The sequence below is a fragment of the Corynebacterium kefirresidentii genome (assembly GCF_016599755.1).
Taxonomy (GTDB): domain Bacteria; phylum Actinomycetota; class Actinomycetes; order Mycobacteriales; family Mycobacteriaceae; genus Corynebacterium; species Corynebacterium kefirresidentii.
Window position 1 is genome coordinate 1,743,703 of the sequence record NZ_CP067012.1, and the last position, 16,311, is coordinate 1,760,013.

At 58.0% G+C, this 16,311-nt stretch carries 12 protein-coding genes and 1 tRNA gene; 4 read left to right on the forward strand and 9 right to left on the reverse strand.

The genetic code is table 11. The features are described 5' to 3' along the window. Positions 1-23 precede the first annotated feature (23 nt). A tRNA-Sec gene (locus tag I6I12_RS08340) sits at positions 24-118 on the reverse strand. A 178-nt stretch (positions 119-296) separates the two neighbouring features. Here I6I12_RS08340 and selD point away from each other — a divergent pair. Further along, a complete protein-coding gene (gene selD / locus I6I12_RS08345) occupies positions 297-1,280 on the forward strand; it encodes a selenide, water dikinase SelD (RefSeq protein WP_200287804.1) in 984 nt (327 codons plus the stop codon). Between the two features lie 187 nt (positions 1,281-1,467). Here selD and nrfD read toward each other — a convergent pair whose 3' ends face one another. Genes nrfD through pcp form a run of 4 tightly spaced genes read right to left on the reverse strand, consistent with a single transcriptional unit; the run spans position 1,468 to position 7,540 of the window. Then, positions 1,468-2,583 carry an NrfD/PsrC family molybdoenzyme membrane anchor subunit gene (gene nrfD, locus I6I12_RS08350; RefSeq protein WP_200287806.1) on the reverse strand — a complete coding sequence of 372 codons (1,116 nt, stop codon included), beginning with the start codon at positions 2,581-2,583 and terminating at the stop codon, positions 1,468-1,470. Continuing rightward, the gene (locus tag I6I12_RS08355; protein WP_200287808.1) at positions 2,580-3,638 is read right to left on the reverse strand and encodes a 4Fe-4S dicluster domain-containing protein; all 1,059 of its coding nucleotides are present in this window, start codon (positions 3,636-3,638) and stop codon (positions 2,580-2,582) included. The genes nrfD and I6I12_RS08355 overlap by 4 nt, the downstream gene beginning before the upstream one ends. After that, positions 3,639-6,905, reverse strand: coding sequence for a formate dehydrogenase-N subunit alpha (gene fdnG / locus I6I12_RS08360; protein ID WP_234288108.1), 3,267 nt, complete (start codon positions 6,903-6,905; stop codon positions 3,639-3,641). It lies immediately after the preceding gene. Between the two features lie 47 nt (positions 6,906-6,952). Continuing rightward, positions 6,953-7,540: a pyroglutamyl-peptidase I gene (pcp, locus tag I6I12_RS08370; protein WP_200287811.1), complete on the reverse strand. Its 588-nt coding sequence runs from the start codon at positions 7,538-7,540 to the stop codon at positions 6,953-6,955. Positions 7,541-7,896: 356 nt separating this feature from the next. Between pcp and I6I12_RS08375 the strand changes: the two genes are divergently transcribed. Beyond that, complete coding sequence (locus I6I12_RS08375; protein WP_200287813.1) at positions 7,897-9,258, forward strand: dicarboxylate/amino acid:cation symporter; 1,362 nt, start codon at positions 7,897-7,899, stop codon at positions 9,256-9,258. 63 nt (positions 9,259-9,321) lie between these two features. On the opposite strand, the gene I6I12_RS08380 is transcribed toward I6I12_RS08375, so the two are convergent. From I6I12_RS08380 to ychF, 4 genes are all read right to left on the reverse strand, one after another. After that, positions 9,322-10,251 carry a PRC and DUF2382 domain-containing protein gene (locus tag I6I12_RS08380; RefSeq protein WP_023021869.1) on the reverse strand — a complete coding sequence of 310 codons (930 nt, stop codon included), beginning with the start codon at positions 10,249-10,251 and terminating at the stop codon, positions 9,322-9,324. Between the two features lie 513 nt (positions 10,252-10,764). Next, positions 10,765-11,676 (reverse strand): cation diffusion facilitator family transporter, encoded by a 912-nt coding sequence (locus tag I6I12_RS08385; protein ID WP_200287815.1) that lies wholly within the window; start codon positions 11,674-11,676, stop codon positions 10,765-10,767. Positions 11,677-11,897: 221 nt separating this feature from the next. Further along, the gene (locus I6I12_RS08390) at positions 11,898-12,431 is read right to left on the reverse strand and encodes a type 1 glutamine amidotransferase domain-containing protein (RefSeq protein WP_200287817.1); all 534 of its coding nucleotides are present in this window, start codon (positions 12,429-12,431) and stop codon (positions 11,898-11,900) included. Positions 12,432-12,559: 128 nt separating this feature from the next. Further along, the gene (gene ychF / locus I6I12_RS08395) at positions 12,560-13,645 is read right to left on the reverse strand and encodes a redox-regulated ATPase YchF (RefSeq protein WP_200287819.1); all 1,086 of its coding nucleotides are present in this window, start codon (positions 13,643-13,645) and stop codon (positions 12,560-12,562) included. 47 nt (positions 13,646-13,692) lie between these two features. Between ychF and I6I12_RS08400 the strand changes: the two genes are divergently transcribed. Together I6I12_RS08400 and I6I12_RS08405 are read left to right on the forward strand one after the other, a co-directional pair. Beyond that, a complete protein-coding gene (locus tag I6I12_RS08400; protein ID WP_023021873.1) occupies positions 13,693-15,162 on the forward strand; it encodes an AI-2E family transporter in 1,470 nt (489 codons plus the stop codon). 36 nt (positions 15,163-15,198) lie between these two features. Next, the gene (locus I6I12_RS08405) at positions 15,199-16,269 is read left to right on the forward strand and encodes a DNA recombination protein RmuC (RefSeq protein WP_200287821.1); all 1,071 of its coding nucleotides are present in this window, start codon (positions 15,199-15,201) and stop codon (positions 16,267-16,269) included. The last annotated feature ends 42 nt before the right edge of the window (positions 16,270-16,311 follow it).

Consider the following 16,311-nt stretch of genomic DNA (forward strand, 5'->3'; position numbering starts at 1 on the left):
TGGCATTCCTCCTTGCGCGCGAATGGCGGAGACGGACAGGAATCGAACCTGCCAGACCGAGATGCTCGGCCTCACCGGTTTTGAAGACCGGGGCGCCCACCAGGACACGTACGCCTCCGTGTGCTCACCTTACACGCGCATTCCCCGGCGCCAATACACCTGTCATCCCTACGTCCACCAAGCCCCTCGAAGGCGAAACCTCGGCGCCCTCTGTCCTATCGCCACACGCCGCCGCAAGCGGGTTCCCGCCCTAGCTTTGCAGCCAGATACTCTCTGGAGATGAGTAAAATGGCGCTATGACCGAAGAAATTAAACTCACCTCTTTCGCCGCAGGCGGCGGTTGCGCCTGCAAGATTCCCGCTGGACAGCTTGAGTCTGCCGTCGAGGGCCTGATAGGCAAGGCCGACCCTAATGTACTGGTGGGCCTAGATGACGGCGATGATGCTGCGGCCGTCAAAATCCAGGATGGTCTAGCAGTTATTTCCACCGCGGATTTTTTCACCCCGATGCTCAATGACCCCTACGATTGGGGGCGAGTGGCTGCGGCCAACGCGCTTTCTGATGTCTATGCCATGGGCGGCACCCCCGTTACCGCCATCAACCTCGTAGGCTGGCCCAATGAAAAGCTCGGACTCGACGTGCTGCGCGAGGTCTTGCGCGGCGGCATGGACGTAGCCACCGAAGCCGGCATCTCTGTTACCGGCGGCCATTCCATTACCGCCCCTGAACCGCTCTATGGCATGGCCGCCACCGGTATCGTCGCGCCCGAAAAGCTCATGCGCAACGACGCCGCCGAGCCCGGCTTGCCCATTACCCTCACCAAGCCCATCGGCGTAGGCATCCTTAACAATAAACACAAGGCCACCGGCGAGGTATCCCAAGCCGCAGTCGATTCCATGACCACCTTGAACCGCGAGGCCGCCCGTGCCGCGGTGGAGGCGGGCGTGCGTGCGGCCACCGATGTCACCGGCTTCGGCCTGCTCGGCCACCTTTATAAGATGTGCCGCGCCTCTGGCATCGCCGCGGAGCTCGACTTTTCCGCCGTGCCCACCATCGACGGCGCGAAGGAGGCCTTGGCGGAAGGATTCATCCCCGGTGGCTCCCGCCGCAACCTCGACTGGGTACGCCCACACCTGGAAACCTCCTTGAGCGAGGAAGAGCTGGTGCTGCTTGCCGACGCCCAAACTTCCGGCGGACTCCTCCTCATCGGCGAGGTCCCCGGCTACCCCGTCATCGGCCACACCACCGAGTGCACGGGCGATGCTTATATCAAGGCCTAAATTTTCTCCTCCCCAGCGCCCCTAGCCGCGCTGGGGTTGATGGGGTGTGCAACCGGAGGGAGCATCGCCAAGCGCATGCTCCCCTCCCCTTCGGGTCCACCGACCGGCAGTTTTATTGCTCCGCAGCCGAGCAACAACGCAGGAAAGATATCGGCGCGGAACTCGCTCCCGCCCTACAGGAGGTGGACTAGTCCGGGCTCACCACATCGTGGTCGAGGCCCTGCTCGCGCCGGCGCTTTTCCGCCCGGCGCTTTTGCGGCCCGATGGTAGTCTCCGGATTCTTCACTGCTTCTAGGCCGGCGTTGAGCACACCAAAGCGGGTGCACGCCGATCCCGCCAATAGCGATAGCCCCGCGGCCACCGATACCGCGCGGGACTTTGTGGCCGCAGCCAGCATGCTCCCCACGCCACCGGCCGCAATGAGGTATTCCGAAGCCTTCATCAGCATGCCCGGCTTTCCCTCGTGCAGCTCCTCGCGCGGCTCCGGCTCCATGCCTTCTTCCAAGACCTTGGTCGCCGCTAGATCGCTGGCCGCGGCGGCCATGCCCAACACGCGGGCAGGACCTGCGTGCTCGACCGGGGTGGTCACCATAGCCATTCCTGATGACGCCGCCGCTGCCGAGGAAACGAAGACATACGGCAGGTGCTTTTTCATGTCATTCCACACCGGGTTCGAGGTATTCGACAGCAATACCGCGGTATATCCCGCTAGCGGACCACCGAGCACTCCCGCGACTGCGCCTGCCGGTCCACCAGCTTTCTGCAGCGCCGTGCGCACGAACTTAGGCAGGGGCAGCTTATGTCCAGTCGCTGCATCCACTTCCGCTGCGGCCGGCAGCGCGGCCGCGCTCGCAAAGCCCGACAGGATCCACGATCCCAGAGACATCGGCGAGGTCACCTTGAAGACGCGGAACATATTCAGCGCGCGCTCCGGGCGGCCCAAATCTAGAATCAAAAAGACTGATCCCGCGGCCGCCGCGCCAAAGGCAGAAAGGCGGGTGGTACGACGCAGCGGTGCATTGCCTACGGCCTGTGCGCCGGCGGCCAAAAGCCCCGATCCGCCACTGACGCCGCCCAAGAAGAGATACGCACCGATTGGCCATTCCCACGGCGGCGCCTTAACTACTGGGCGGCCGTAGTAGGACGAGAACTCGAAATCCTGCGCCATGCGCTCTTCTTTGGAGCCATCCTGCGCGCCCGCGCCCGGGCGCTTGCGCTTCTTTTTAGGTTTGGTGCCATCAAATTTCCGGTAGCGGTTACGACGCTCCGGCTGCGGCGGGCGGTACTCATCAAAGTTGCTCATTTACGTCCCCCAATCAGGAAGGAACCGGCCACGGCCAGCGCCATGCCGCCGATGGCCTTCACTGCGGTCTTATACATCTGCGGCAAATCCGCCGTCGGCACGCGTGGATCTGGCGGAAGTCCATAGACCTCTGGCGAATCCAAAAGCAAGAAGATGGATCCGGTTCCGCCCACACCATCATCGTGATTAGCACCATAAAGCCGGGCTTCAGTAATCCCCTGCTCGTGCAGTACCCGCACGCGTTCCTTGGCGGCTGCCACCATCTCCTCATAAGGGCCAAACTGGATGGAATCCGTCGGACAGGTCTTAGAACACGCTGGCTGCTCGCCCTGCTTCAGCCGGTCGTAGCACATAGTGCACTTCTGGGCCACGCCCAAGTTCTTGATCGGCATCGCCTCGCCCGGTGTATGGTCCGGGCCTTGCGGGGCAAGCTGCTTGAGCTTTTTCAACACGTTGACGCCAGCATGGGAATTATCGACGTAATCCACCGTGGCGGTCTTGTCATATTTCAGCGCCACACCGCCATCATCGCGGCGTTCAATGACACCGAACGGGCAACCGGCTACGCATGTCCCGCAGCCATTGCACACGTCATCTTGCACTACCACAGTGCCAAATTCGGTGCGAAACAGTGCGCCGGTAGGACAGACATCAAGGCAACCTGCATGCGTGCAGTGCTTGCAGACATCCGAGGACATCAGCCACCGGAAGGTATCGGTATCCGGCGGAGTGGTATCAACTTCCTGCGGCTGCGCCCCGACCGAAGGCATGCCCAAAGAAATGAGCTTCTTTCCCTCCTCGCGGGCGTGCTCGATACGGTCATTATTTTGTTCCACGAAGGCCACGTGCCGCCAAGTATTAGCGCCCAGCGCACCGGTGTTGTCATAGGAATCACCGGTGACGTCATAGCCTTCGACCGGATTGCGGTTCCACTCCTTGCACGCCACCTCGCAGGCCTTACAACCAATACAAATGGAGGTATCGGTAAAAAAGGCCATGCGGCGGTACTTATCGTAGCCGTGCCGGCTCGCGTTCTCGGTCAGTAGATTTGTCATTTACTTACCTTCTTCGCTTTCCTCGCCCTTCTCGCCGGGCGTGTCCGCATCCACGGGCTGCTGCGGCTCTGGGTTATAGGTGAAGGAATCATCCACGGTGAGTAGATCATTGCCGGAATCTAGGTTCAGGTGCGCACGCTTCTGGTATTCCTTGAGCATCTCCACACGGGCCTCACCACGAGGACGACGCCCCGGCTGGATATCGCAGGCACCGATCTTGGAATTCTGAATGAATACGTTCGGCTCCAGCGTGAGGCCCAGCAAATCATTGGCACCATCGCCAGCTACGGCTGTGGAATCGGACTCGCCATAGTGATACGGCAAACCAATTTGGTGGAACTCCTCACCATTGATCTTCATCATCTGCATACGGTCAGTGACCAAGACCTGCGCCTCAATCACGCCGCGAGGCGAGACGATGGTGGCCCACTTACCATTTTCCAATCCACGCTTTTCTGCCAAGGCCTTATCAACCTCGCAGAATAGGCCCGGCTGCAACTCCGCCAGATACGGCAAGCGGCGTGACATCGCACCCGAGGTGTACATCTCCGTGAGGCGATACGTGGAAAAGACGAACGGGAAAACCTCAGAGCCCGGCTCGCCCGGCTCGGGGCGCGACAGGTTATCTGGACGCTTAATGGTCAGACGCGTCGGCGATTGCTGCTGCTTGTACAGCACATTGTGTACCGGGGACTCGTGCGGCTCATAGTGGGTGGGCAAAGGGCCGTCGGAAAGCCCGGTCGGCGCAAAGAGCCAACCGCGGCCATCAGCCTGCATGATGAAGGCATCGGTGCCATCGAGGGCGTCCGGCCCCACGGCGTCGACCGGAGCCTTGTAGTCAGGGGCCTTAGTAACCGGGAAGTCCGGCACGTCATCGCCAACCCACTTCCCTTGGTCAGCATCCCACCACACATACTTCTTGCGCTCCGACCACGGAGTGCCATCCGGCTTCGCCGAAGCGCGGTTGTAGAGCAGGCGGCGGTTTGCCGGCCACACCCAGCCCCACTCCGGAGCAACCTCATTTTGCTCCGAACCAGGAACCTTGCGCGCGGACTGATTAATACCATCCTTAAACACGCCAGTGTAGATCCAGCAGCCACCCGAGGTGCTGCCATCATTTTTCATCTCCACGAAGGCAGGCAAAAGCTCGCCCTTCTTCGGGCCCTCAAGGTAATAGCCGTTGATTTCCTTGAGGACGTCCTCAGAATTCGGCTCGCCTTCCTCGGTTTCCACGTAATCCCAGGTGACCTTCTGCAAAGGCAGATCACGGGGATCAGTGGAATCGCGCAGACGCTCCTTAATCTTCTTGCCCAACTGGTAGAAGAACCACAGGTCACTCTTGGCGTCACCTGGCGGCGGTGCCGCCTGGAAACGCCATTGCAACATGCGCTGGGTTTGGGTGAAGGTACCGGCCTTTTCCACGTGGGTTGCCGCTGGCAGCAAGAAAACCTCGGTGCCGATATCTTCGGTCTTAAGCTCGCCGTTTTTGATCTCCGGTGAATCCTTCCAGAAAGAGGCAGTCTCAATCTCCTGGAAATCGCGCACAACCAGCCATTTAAGCGCCGCCAAGCCACGGCGCTGCATGCCGCCATTAGACTGCGCCACTGCCGGATTCTGGCCGAAGACAAAATAGCCTTCCACCTGCTCATCCAGCATTGCCATGAGCGTTTCATAGGTCGAATGCGCACCAGAAATACGCGGCATGAGGTCATAACCCCACCCGTTTTCCTTGCTCGCTGCATCGCCCCAGTAGGACTTCATCAGCGAGACCGCATAGTTCTCGCCGATCTGCCAGAAGCCTTTCTGCGACTCATTGCGGATGCCATCTACATACTCAGGCCAGCTTTGCTTGTCGACGCTTGGCATCGGCAAATACCCCGGCAGGGAGTGGAACAGGGTCGGAACATCAGTAGAACCCTGAATAGACGCGTGTCCACGCAACGCCATAATGCCCGAGCCTGGTCGGCCCACGTTACCGGTCAGCAGCTGCAAAATTGCCGCGGTACGAATGAACTGCGCACCCAGAGTGTGCTGAGTAAAGCCCAAAGCATAAGCAAAGCACGTGGTGCGATCCGGCGTGGAATTCTGCGCAATCGACTCCGCAAGGTAGTAGAAGTCCTCTTGCGCAATACCGCAGGTCTCCTCCACTATCTCAGGCGTATAGCGTGCGTAATGGCGCTTGAGAATCTGGAAAACCGAATTGGGATGCTCCAGCGATTCATCGCGTTCCACATTCCACGACGCACCCTCGGGCTTCTGCACGTACTGCCACGAATCCGTGACGTATTTTCCGGTCTCTGGGTCATAGCCAGAGAACAAACCATCTAGATCCTCGGTGTCTTGGTAGTCCTCCGAGATAATCATCGGCGCATTGGTATACGCCACCACATAGTCATGGAAGTACAGCTCATTTTCCAGCAGATAATTAATCACTGCACCCAATAGCACTACATCCGTGCCGCCGCGAATACCAATATGGCGATTCGCAAACGCGGACGTACGCGTATAGCGCGGATCCACGTGAATGATGCGTGCCCCACGCTTTTTGGCCTCTACTACCCACTGGAATCCCACTGGGTGGCACTCGGCCATATTAGAACCCTCAATGACGATGCAGTCCGCATTCGCCATATCCTGCAGCGGTTGGGTTGCGCCGCCGCGGCCAAACGAAGTTCCTAGACTAGGAACGGTGGCGGAGTGTCATATGCGCGCCTGGTTCTCAAGCTGTATCGCACCGGCCGCGGTAAACAGCTTCTTAATGAGGTAATTTTCCTCATTATCCAAGGTCGCACCGCCCAAACCGGCGATGCCCATCGTGCGATTGAGGGTGCGGCCCTCATCGTCGACATCCTGCCAACCGTTGCGACGCGCCTCCAAGAAACGATCCGCAATCATCTCCATCGCGGTATCTTCATCAAGGTCCTGCCACTGCGAAGAATAAGGCGCGCGATATTTAATCTTGGTCAGGCGCGTAGCGGAGTTAATGAGCTGCTCCGACGCAGATCCCTTCGGGCACAATCGCCCACGAGAAATGGGCGAATCCGGATCACCCTCTACCTGGATGACACGGTCATCTTTGACATACACGCGCTGCGAGCAACCGACCGCGCAGTACGGGCACACTGACTGCACCACGCGGTCCGCTTCCACGGTGCGTCCATGTTTATCCTTGCTCTTTTGAGACTGCGTATTGACGTCCCTGCCAAAGGGATCGCCGCTGCGCAGCTGGCGCACAACCGGCCAGTTGAGAGGGCTAAAGCGAGACATATCCATAAATCTATATTTCGCTGGTTCAAAAAGCCACAAAGGCTACCCTAACTAGCCTGCACCGCCCAGAGTGCCTGCTTTATCCCCTCGACTATCTCAGCTAGCGCCATCATGGGCTTATCCGCTTTGTTCTGCTCCTGAATATAGGGAACATGCACAAATCCCGCGCGCACTTCCGTCCCCGCGAAGTGATGCAGGAGACCATACAGGAGCTGATTGCACACGAAAGTCCCCGCCGTATTCGACACCCGCGCCGGACAATCATCCATCGCCGCGACCATTTCCTTTACCGGTAGCGTGGAAAAATACGCCGCTGGGCCACCCTCCACGACCGGTACATCCACTGGCTGATAACCCGCGTTATCAGGAATCTCGGCATCCATCACATTAATGGCGACTCGCTCCGGGGTGATATGTTTCCGGCCGCCTGCCTGTCCCAAGCACACAATTGCATCGACTGATGATTCCTCTGCGAGTGCAATTACTCGGCGCAGGGATTCCCCAAACTTGGTCGGAATCACCGTCTTGACAAGCTCCGCTCCCCCAACCTCCTCTGGTAATAGCTCCAGCGCTTGTTCTGTAGGGTTAATGCTTTCTCCGCCGAAGGCGTCAAATGCAGTCACGAGGATTTTCATGCCGCCAGTATTCCAGAAATCGCAGCCCCTCCTCGCTCTGCACCTCGCGCTCCGCCCTTCCCCCCCTCCGCCCTTCGCGCTCACCAGCAGCGTAAAGGTGATGCTTCCACCCCGCTCTGGTGAGCGCCGAGGGCGCACACCGCAATTCCTCCTCCCCCTCGCGCTCAGTGGGAAAAGAACCCCAGGTATTAAGAAGCCACCCGGTGAGCGCGAAGGATGAGGTCGCAGCCACGGGAGAATCCCCACGTCTTGTGCCTAAAGACGTCGAAGGAATAAACTGAGCGAAGTTGAAGTTGAACAGGACAGTATCTGAAAACTAGTCCGATCTGTCCATTTTTATTTTCAAAGGAACCTTTATGTCTCAACAGGAATCTCCGCGCTCTAGGCTCCCAGGCTGGGCCACAGGATTCGGCGCGCAAGTTATTGCCGGCCTTATCATCGGCCTCATCTTGGGTTTCATCGCCTCCGGCATGGATACCGACCCAGACAATCCCGGTTGGTTGACCACCCTGCTCACGGGAGTCGGTAGCGCCTACGTCCAGCTGCTCAAGGTGATGATCCCGCCGCTGATCTTCGCCGCTGTTGTTACCTCTGTCGCCAATTTGCGCAAGGTAGCTAACGCTGCTTCCCTGGCGATTTCCACACTGGTGTGGTTCGCCATTACCGCATTCTTCTCTGTCTTGATGGGCATTTTCGTTGCCGGCATTATGAAGCCGGGCGTCGGCACGAGCGTCGATGCCGCCACTGCACAGGATCCTTCCCACGTCGGCTCGTGGACCGCGTTCTTTGAGCAGCTTCTGCCGCAGAACTTCGTAGGCCTTTCTGCCTCGCTTTCCGACGGCGAAGTATCCCTCAGCTTTGGCGCGCTACAACTGCTTGTCATTTCCCTGGCCATCGGTATCGCCGCGGTCAAGACCGGCAAGTCCGCCGAGCCATTCCTGCACTTTACCGAGTCCTTCCTCAAGGTCATCCAGGTCATCTTGTGGTGGATCATCCGCCTTGCACCGATTGGCACCGCCGCCCTTATCGGTAAGGCAGTAGCAACCTACGGCTGGGACGCCTTGGGCTCGCTGGGCAAGTTTGTGCTGGCCATGTACGTGGGCCTTGGTCTGGTTTTTGTCGTGGTCTACCCCGCCGTACTGAAGTTCAACAAGATTCCAGTCATGGGCTTTTATAAGCGCGTTTGGCCGGTCACCTCGCTGGGCTTTGTTACCCGTTCTTCCATGGGTGTCATGCCAGCTACCGAGCGCTTTAGCGAAAAGGCCATGGGTGTTCCTTCTGAATACGCTTCCTTTGCCGTTCCGCTAGGAGCGACCACCAAGATGGACGGCTGCGCCTCCGTATACCCGGCCATCGCAGCCATCTTTGTTGCCCAGTTCTACGACATTAACCTCGACTTCACCCAATACCTGCTCATCATCTTTGTTTCCGTCATTGGTTCCGCTGCTACCGCAGGCACCACAGGCGCAACGGTTATGCTCACGCTGACGCTATCTACACTTGGCCTTCCGCTGGCTGGTGTCGGTCTCCTGCTGGCCATTGAGCCGATTATTGACATGGGACGCACTGCACTCAACGTCACCGGACAGGTACTGTGCGCCACCGTCGTTGCTAAACGTGCCGGCATCCAAGACAAGGCAACCTGGGACGCAGCAGAAAGCGGCGTCAAAGACATTATGGATTCTGACTCGGCCGCAGCCATCGGTGCCAAGGCTTAAATAAGCCCTCAAACATAATAAACGCCCGCAAGGAAAACCTTGCGGGCGTTTAGCTATGCGCTTTTACTTCTTGAGGCCATCAACACCATCGGTGTCGATCTGCTCCTTGCGCAGCTCCTCGGTGTGAGTCTCGGTGTCGCGAACGGTGTCCTTCTTCAGGTTGATCTTCTCAACCGGAACGGTTTCCTTGTTCACGTTAACCTGCTCCTCGTGCAGGGTGACGGAAGCTTCCTCAGTGTCACCGGAGATGGTGCCGTTGTAGTTCTTGGCATCTTCAGCGCTGATCGGAGTGCGCTCAACGCTGACCTCTTCGCGCTCAACCGGAACCTCAACGGTCTCGGTGTCGGTTACAACGTACTTGCGCAGGCGAGCCTCGCCGGTAGCCACACGCTCCTTATTGACGTTCATCTGCTCCTCAGAACGGATGAGCTCGCCGTCATTGTTGGTGTGCGCAGCTGCGGTGTTCTTGGAAGCAGCGTTATCGGCAACGCCAGCCTTACGCTCAGCAGCAGCCGCATCAGTGGTGTGGGTAGCTTCCTTCTTCTCGTTAGCGTGTGCACCAGCAGCGCCTGCACCAGCGCCAGCAACGCCGGCACCTGCGGCCAAGTTGTGGTCCTTGTCAGCGCCAGCCTGAACGTCGCGCTTGGAGTCCAGGTTGGAGTCCTTGTAATCGGTAACGTCCTGTGCATTATCCAGGCCGTAGTGCTTGAAGATATCGGACTGTGCCTCTGGGGTCAGCGGCTTATCGGAATCGAAGTCTGGGGCGTCCTTGATGCGGTCCTTGGAGAAGCCCAGCTTCAGGTCATCGCCGGAGAAGTCGTGACCGCGCAGCGGAACGAGGCTGGAGTTCATACCGAACAGGCCGTGGTTAACCTCAACGAAGGTAGGCTGGCCGGACTGGTCATCAACGAATACCTCGTTAACGTTGCCCAGCTTCTCGCCGTCCTTGTCGTATGCGGTTGCGTTAAACAGATCCTTAATGTTCTTACCCATTGTCAGTAAATCCTTTCTGCTATTGGTATAGCTCTCTTCAGCCAATCAAAAGGACATATTCTTGCCCCCACATGTGGAATGCGGGGGTGAGAATCGCTATTTGCTTGGTGTGACAACCACCATACGGAGAATTCAAAATTTTTCGACCGCCAGCAAGAAATTTTTGCCGTTTTATTCACCCAGAGAAGACTTCATGCAGCTCAGAGCAATCAATAACATTTTCATAACGTTAAGAATTCTGCACCATAAATGGCCCGAATCTAAAAAATAGATGTCGTTTCACGACCCCGCAGCGCCCTAGTCAACACCCTCGACTTTCTCCAAATCATTCAAGACTTACCCCACCCCCAAAAGGCGGTGCCACTAAACCCACAGAGTCCTTTCAGAAGGGTGTATGCTTTCTGCGGAAAAGCACAGGTTATGTACAGGCCCTATTCACTCGAACGGGTCTACACACATGTCGGTCTAAAAAATCAGCCACAGTGACCGCCCGAAAACTTAGAAAATTAAGGCCTAGCGAAATAGGTACGGGCGGCGGTTTTCCACGCCCGCCGGCTCCACGTGAATGAACGCACTGCAGCTTGGATACAGCTCATCTAGGGCGATTTCCACGACGTCAGCAACCTCGTGGGAATGCATAACGCTCCACTCTCCTGGCACCTCCATGGTCAGGTAGACCAAGCGCTGACGGCCGGAAGCGACAGTACGCCGGTCCGTGAAGGTAACCGATTGCTCCTTTTCCAACCGGGCCAGCAGCTGGCGAATCTGCTGGCGCTCATCCGCGGGAAGTGCTTCAGAAAGCAAACTGCTCACGGAATCGCGCAGGAGGGTGTAACCAGTCCACAAGATATTGATACCCACAGCGAGGGCTACTACAGGGTCTAGCCACATCCAGCCAGTTAAATAAACGGCGGCGATACCGACAAGGACGCCGACGGAAGTCCAGACGTCGGTAAGCAGGTGATGCCCATCCGCATCCAAGGTGGCAGAACGGTAGCGCTTGCCGGCGCGGATGAGCGCGATACCCACCGCCAGGTTAAGCACAGACGAGAGCGTAGATAATGCCAAGCCCCAGCCTGCCTCAGCAATCGGCTGCGGAATAAAGAAGCGCTGGATGGCCGTATAGATGATCATGCCGGCCGCAATGAAAATCATCGCGCCCTCCACCAAGGCGGAGACGTACTCCGCTTTGCCATGGCCAAACTGGTGGTTATCATCGGCCGGCTTGGCAGCAATCCGGAGGGCATAAAAGCCGGCGACGGCCGCGACGAGATTCACGATGGATTCGAAGGCATCGGAGAGGAAGCCCACCGAGCCGGTAAACCACGCGGCCAAGGCCTTAAGGATGATGGTAGCCACAGCGGCAGCGATGGAAAGCTGCATAAAGCGCTCAAGAATGCGCTGTTCAGAGGCAATTGAAGACATAGTCTTTCCCTTCGGTGCGGTTGCTGACCGAAGGTCTCGTTCACGCCCGCGTAAATTGCGAACGCTGGCTGGCCGGGCTAAACGCCAGTATGTCGACCAGGCATCTCGGATAGTCCGAGGGAACTACTCCCCTTCAGGAAAGTTTAAGTCTATAGGGGACGAGACTCTGGTACAAGATAAAAAAGCCACGGGTAATACCCGTGGCGTGTAAGCGAGGAGCTTTAGTGCTGGCCCTCTGCGAATTCCTCAACCAGCTTGGCATTAAAGGCTGGCAGGTCATCGGGAGTACGGGAAGACACCAGGCCCTGATCGCAGTGGACTTCCTCATCTACCCACGTAGCGCCTGCATTGCGCAGGTCGGTCTGCAGGGAGGGGAAGGACGTCAACGTACGACCCTTAAGAGCTTCAGCATCAGCCAGGATCCAGGCACCGTGGCAGATGGCACCAAGCGGGAGATCCTTGCTCATGTGATTGCGCACAATTTCTACTGCGGCCTTGTCCAAGCGCAGCAGGTCGGCATTGCCGGTACCGCCGGGCAAAATGATGCCATCGAAAGACTCGCCAGTGGAGTCAGCGGTAGCGGCGTCAACGGAAATCTCCGTGCCGTTCTTGCCGGTGATAGTACCGGACTTAGGGGCGATAACGCGCACGGTGGCGCCAGCGTTCTTCACGGCCTCCAGCGGAGAAGTCAGCTCAGAGTCTTCGAAACCATCGGTAGCGATAACAGCAATAATCTTGTTGTCTAGTTCAGCCATAATGTGACCTCCTATTATTTGAGTATGCCGCCCACAATAACGCGGAAGATTCTCAATCGCTACAATTTCTCCGCCTGCGCGGGCAGTGCCTTCTCCGTTAGGAGGCCCAAGACTTAGAAGACGCGGAATTAACCGCCGATCTTAAAGTCGCACACGTCGCCGTCTTGCATGATGTAGTCCTTGCCTTCTTGGCGGACCTTGCCGTGAGCGCGAGCTTCGGCCATAGAGCCAGCGGCTACTAGGTCATCATAGGAAACGATTTCGGCCTTGATGAACTTCTTTTCAAAGTCAGTGTGGATAACGCCGGCAGCTTGCGGGGCGGCAGAGCCCTGCTTGATGGTCCACGCGCGGGCTTCCTTCTCACCGGCGGTGAGATAGGTCTGCAGGCCCAGCGTGGCAAAACCCGCCTTGGCCAAAGTAGCCAACCCCGGCTCATCTTGGCCCACGGACTCAAGCAATTCGCGCGCTTCGTCTACTTCCAGCTCAAGCAGCTCAGTTTCTGTCTGGGCGTCAAGGAACACGGCCTCGGCCGGGGCGACGAGCTGGCGAAGCTCTTCCTTCTTTGCGTCGTCGGTAAGCACGGCCTCGTCCGAGTTAAAGACATAGAGGAAAGGCTTTGCCGTCATCAAGTGCAGATCGCGCACGAGCGAGAGGTCAATCTCGCCCTCCTTAGCTGCTGCGAAGAGGGTGCGGTCATCTTCTAGAATCTCCTGCGCCTTCTTGGTGGCTTCCACCTCAGCAGCCAGGTCCTTATTCTTGCGCGCATCTTTTTCAAGGCGCGGCAGAGCCTTTTCGATGGTTTGGAGGTCCGCGAGGATGAGCTCGGTATTAATAACGGAGATGTCATTGCGCGGGTCAACTTTGCCATCAACGTGGATGACATTGTCATCGGAAAAAGCGCGCACCACCTGGCAGATGGCATCTGCCTCACGGATATTGGCTAGGAAGGCGTTACCCATGCCTTCACCCTGCGAAGCGCCAGAGACGATACCGGCAATATCCACGAAGGACACGGTAGCGGGCAGGATACGCTCCGAGTTAAACATTTCCGCCAGGTGGGTCAGGCGGGAGTCCGGCAGCTCCACCAGGCCCACGTTGGGCTCGATGGTGGCAAACGGGTAGTTCGCCGCCAGGATCTCGGAACGGGTCAGGGCATTAAACAATGTGGACTTGCCCACGTTGGGCAGGCCGACGATTCCTAGTGTAAGACTCACGGGGCCAATCCTAACTCACCCACCTTCTTTTAAGGCAAGATGGTGGGGTGAGTTCTGATAACCAACCGCTGCCCGAGGCTCCCAAGACGGGCCTGGGCGATAAGTTTGATGAAAGCTTCGATACCAGCAAGCTGGAGGATGTATCGCCACATCCGCCGGGCGATCAGGTAGATCGCTCTGTCATTGCCGGCGAGGTAGTTAAGTCTGCGTCCCTATGGGCGGTCCGCCTGCTCATCATCTGCGTTTTCCTCTACGCCCTCTACCGCTTGCTCGGCAATTTCTGGCAGGGCATCTTGCCAGTGCTTTTGGCCCTCATCATCTGCACCGTCCTAGCCCCAGTGGCTAAGAAGTTGCGCAGCATTGGCCTCCCCGCCGCGTTGGCGGCTGCCGTAACCATTTTGGTTTCTTTCACGGCAGTGGGTGGACTCATTTCCTTCGTTGCCCCGGACTTCATGCGCCAATCCCGCTCTTTGTACTTGCAGACGGTCTCCGGCATCCAAAGCCTGCAGCTCTGGGCACAGGGCCCACCCCTCAACCTCGATAGCGAGGATATGAGCAGCTACATCGATGAAGCGGCTTCCTGGCTGCAGCAGCGCGCTGGCGCCATCGCGGGTTCCGTCTTTACCGGTATCGGCACCGCTACCTCCATCTTGGTCACCCTCTTCATTGTGTTGGTGCTGACCTTCTTCTTCCTCAAGGACGGCGCCAAGTTCCTCCCCTGGCTGCGCGATGCCACCGGTAAACGCGCCGGCTGGCACCTTACTGAGCTACTCACCCGCGCATGGACCACGCTTGGAGGCTTTATTCGTGCGCAGGCAGTTGTCTCGCTTGTCGACGCCGTCTTTATCGGCATCGGCCTCGCCCTCATCGGCGTCCCCCTGGCCATGGCTTTGGCAATCATCACCTTCATCGCCGGCTTTATCCCCTTCGTCGGTGCAATTGTGGCCGGTGCCCTTTCCGTCACCATCGCACTGGTGTCCCTTGGTATTACCAAGGCCTTGCTCGTTCTTGGACTGGTCTTGCTGGTCCAACAGCTGGAGGGAAATGTCCTTTCCCCTTGGCTGCAGTCCAAGGCCATGGACCTGCACCCCGTCATCGTCTTGGTTTCTGTGACCGTAGGCTCTGCGCTATTTGGCCTGGTGGGAGGTTTCCTCGCGGTTCCGGCAGCCGCGATGTTCGCGGTGGCCTATCGCTACAGCCAAGATATGATGAAGCTCCAGTCGGGCGAAAAGACCGCCGCGGAGCTGGACTTTTCCACCGTAGCTGGCTACCTCATCGGCCGTTATACGGAGGAACAAGGGCGCTATAAGCGCGAGGCGTGGCTTAAAATGCCGGACTACGCAGCCCCAGAAGGCGCAGTGGCGGACGTAGCCGCGGACGGCAACTCCAATTCCCTCGACGCTGCCCTCAACGTGGAATCCACCCCGAAAGAGCATGAGAAGCCCGGCGTGCGCTCCAACCTGCGCCGTGCCCGCGATGCCTTCGAGGGCCTTTTGAACGGAGATTCGAAAAAATAGGGGGCTGTGTCGGCTGTACGTGCCATGCTGGGTTCCATGACTTCCACATTGCCCGTGCTGCTACTTTTTATCGGCCTCACCCTCGGCGCGGTAATGGGTTGGTTGGCCCATTCCTACTCCGCTGCTCGTTCGGCGCCAAGTGCCGAACACCGCGCGCTGCAAGAATCGCAGCGTCGCCAAGCTGAGCTCCAGCCGCTGGAAAAGGCCATGGACCGCTTGGGGTTTCAGCTCCAAGAAATTGAGGAAGACCGCACCGCGCTGCTCGCTTCCCTTTCTAGCCAGGTCCAGGCGGTAACCCGTACCTCCTCTCGTCTGACTGAACGCACTGACAAACTTGTTAGTGCCTTGCGCTCGCCCAATACCCGCGGTCGTTGGGGCGAGGTGCAATTGGAGCGGGTGGTTGAAATAGGCGGCATGACCAAACATGTGGACTTTGACTGCCAGGTTTCTGCTCCGCTGGGTGGTCGCATCGTTCGCCCAGACATGGTTATCAAGTTGGCTGGTGGCCGCCATATCATTGTCGATGCCAAGGTGCCTTTTACTTCTTACCTCGACGCGCTGGAGACCGATGACCCAGAAGAACACGCCGGCTTCTTGCGCCGCCACGCACACTTGATGTGTGGCCACGTCCAAGCACTATCGCACAAAGACTATATTGAAGCGTTTCAACCTACACCCGAATTCGTCATCCTGTTTGTCCCTGCAGATCCTTTCCTCGATGCTGCATTGTCAGTGGACCCAGAACTCATCGAGTATGCCTTTGAACGCAATGTAGTAATTGCCACCCCCAGCTCGCTTTTCGCCCTCCTGCGCACGGTGGCTATGGGGTGGCACCAAGAAGACATCTCAGCCAAGGCAAAGGAGGTTCAGCGCCTAGGGCGCGAACTGTACACGCGCCTGAATACACTTTCTGATCACTATGGCAGGGTGGGCCACAACTTGGAAAAGGCAGTCGAAGCCTACAATGCCACACTGTCCTCGCTAGATTCCCGTGTCGGCGTCACCGCCCGCAAATTGCACGAGATGGATATCCCAGGCCGCACGGACCGCACGCCACGGGAGCCCATAGCCATCGATACGTGGCCGCGCGGGCATTCGCCACTATAAATCCGGCGACTTAGTGCGTGGAAATAGCCATGGGCAGGCACG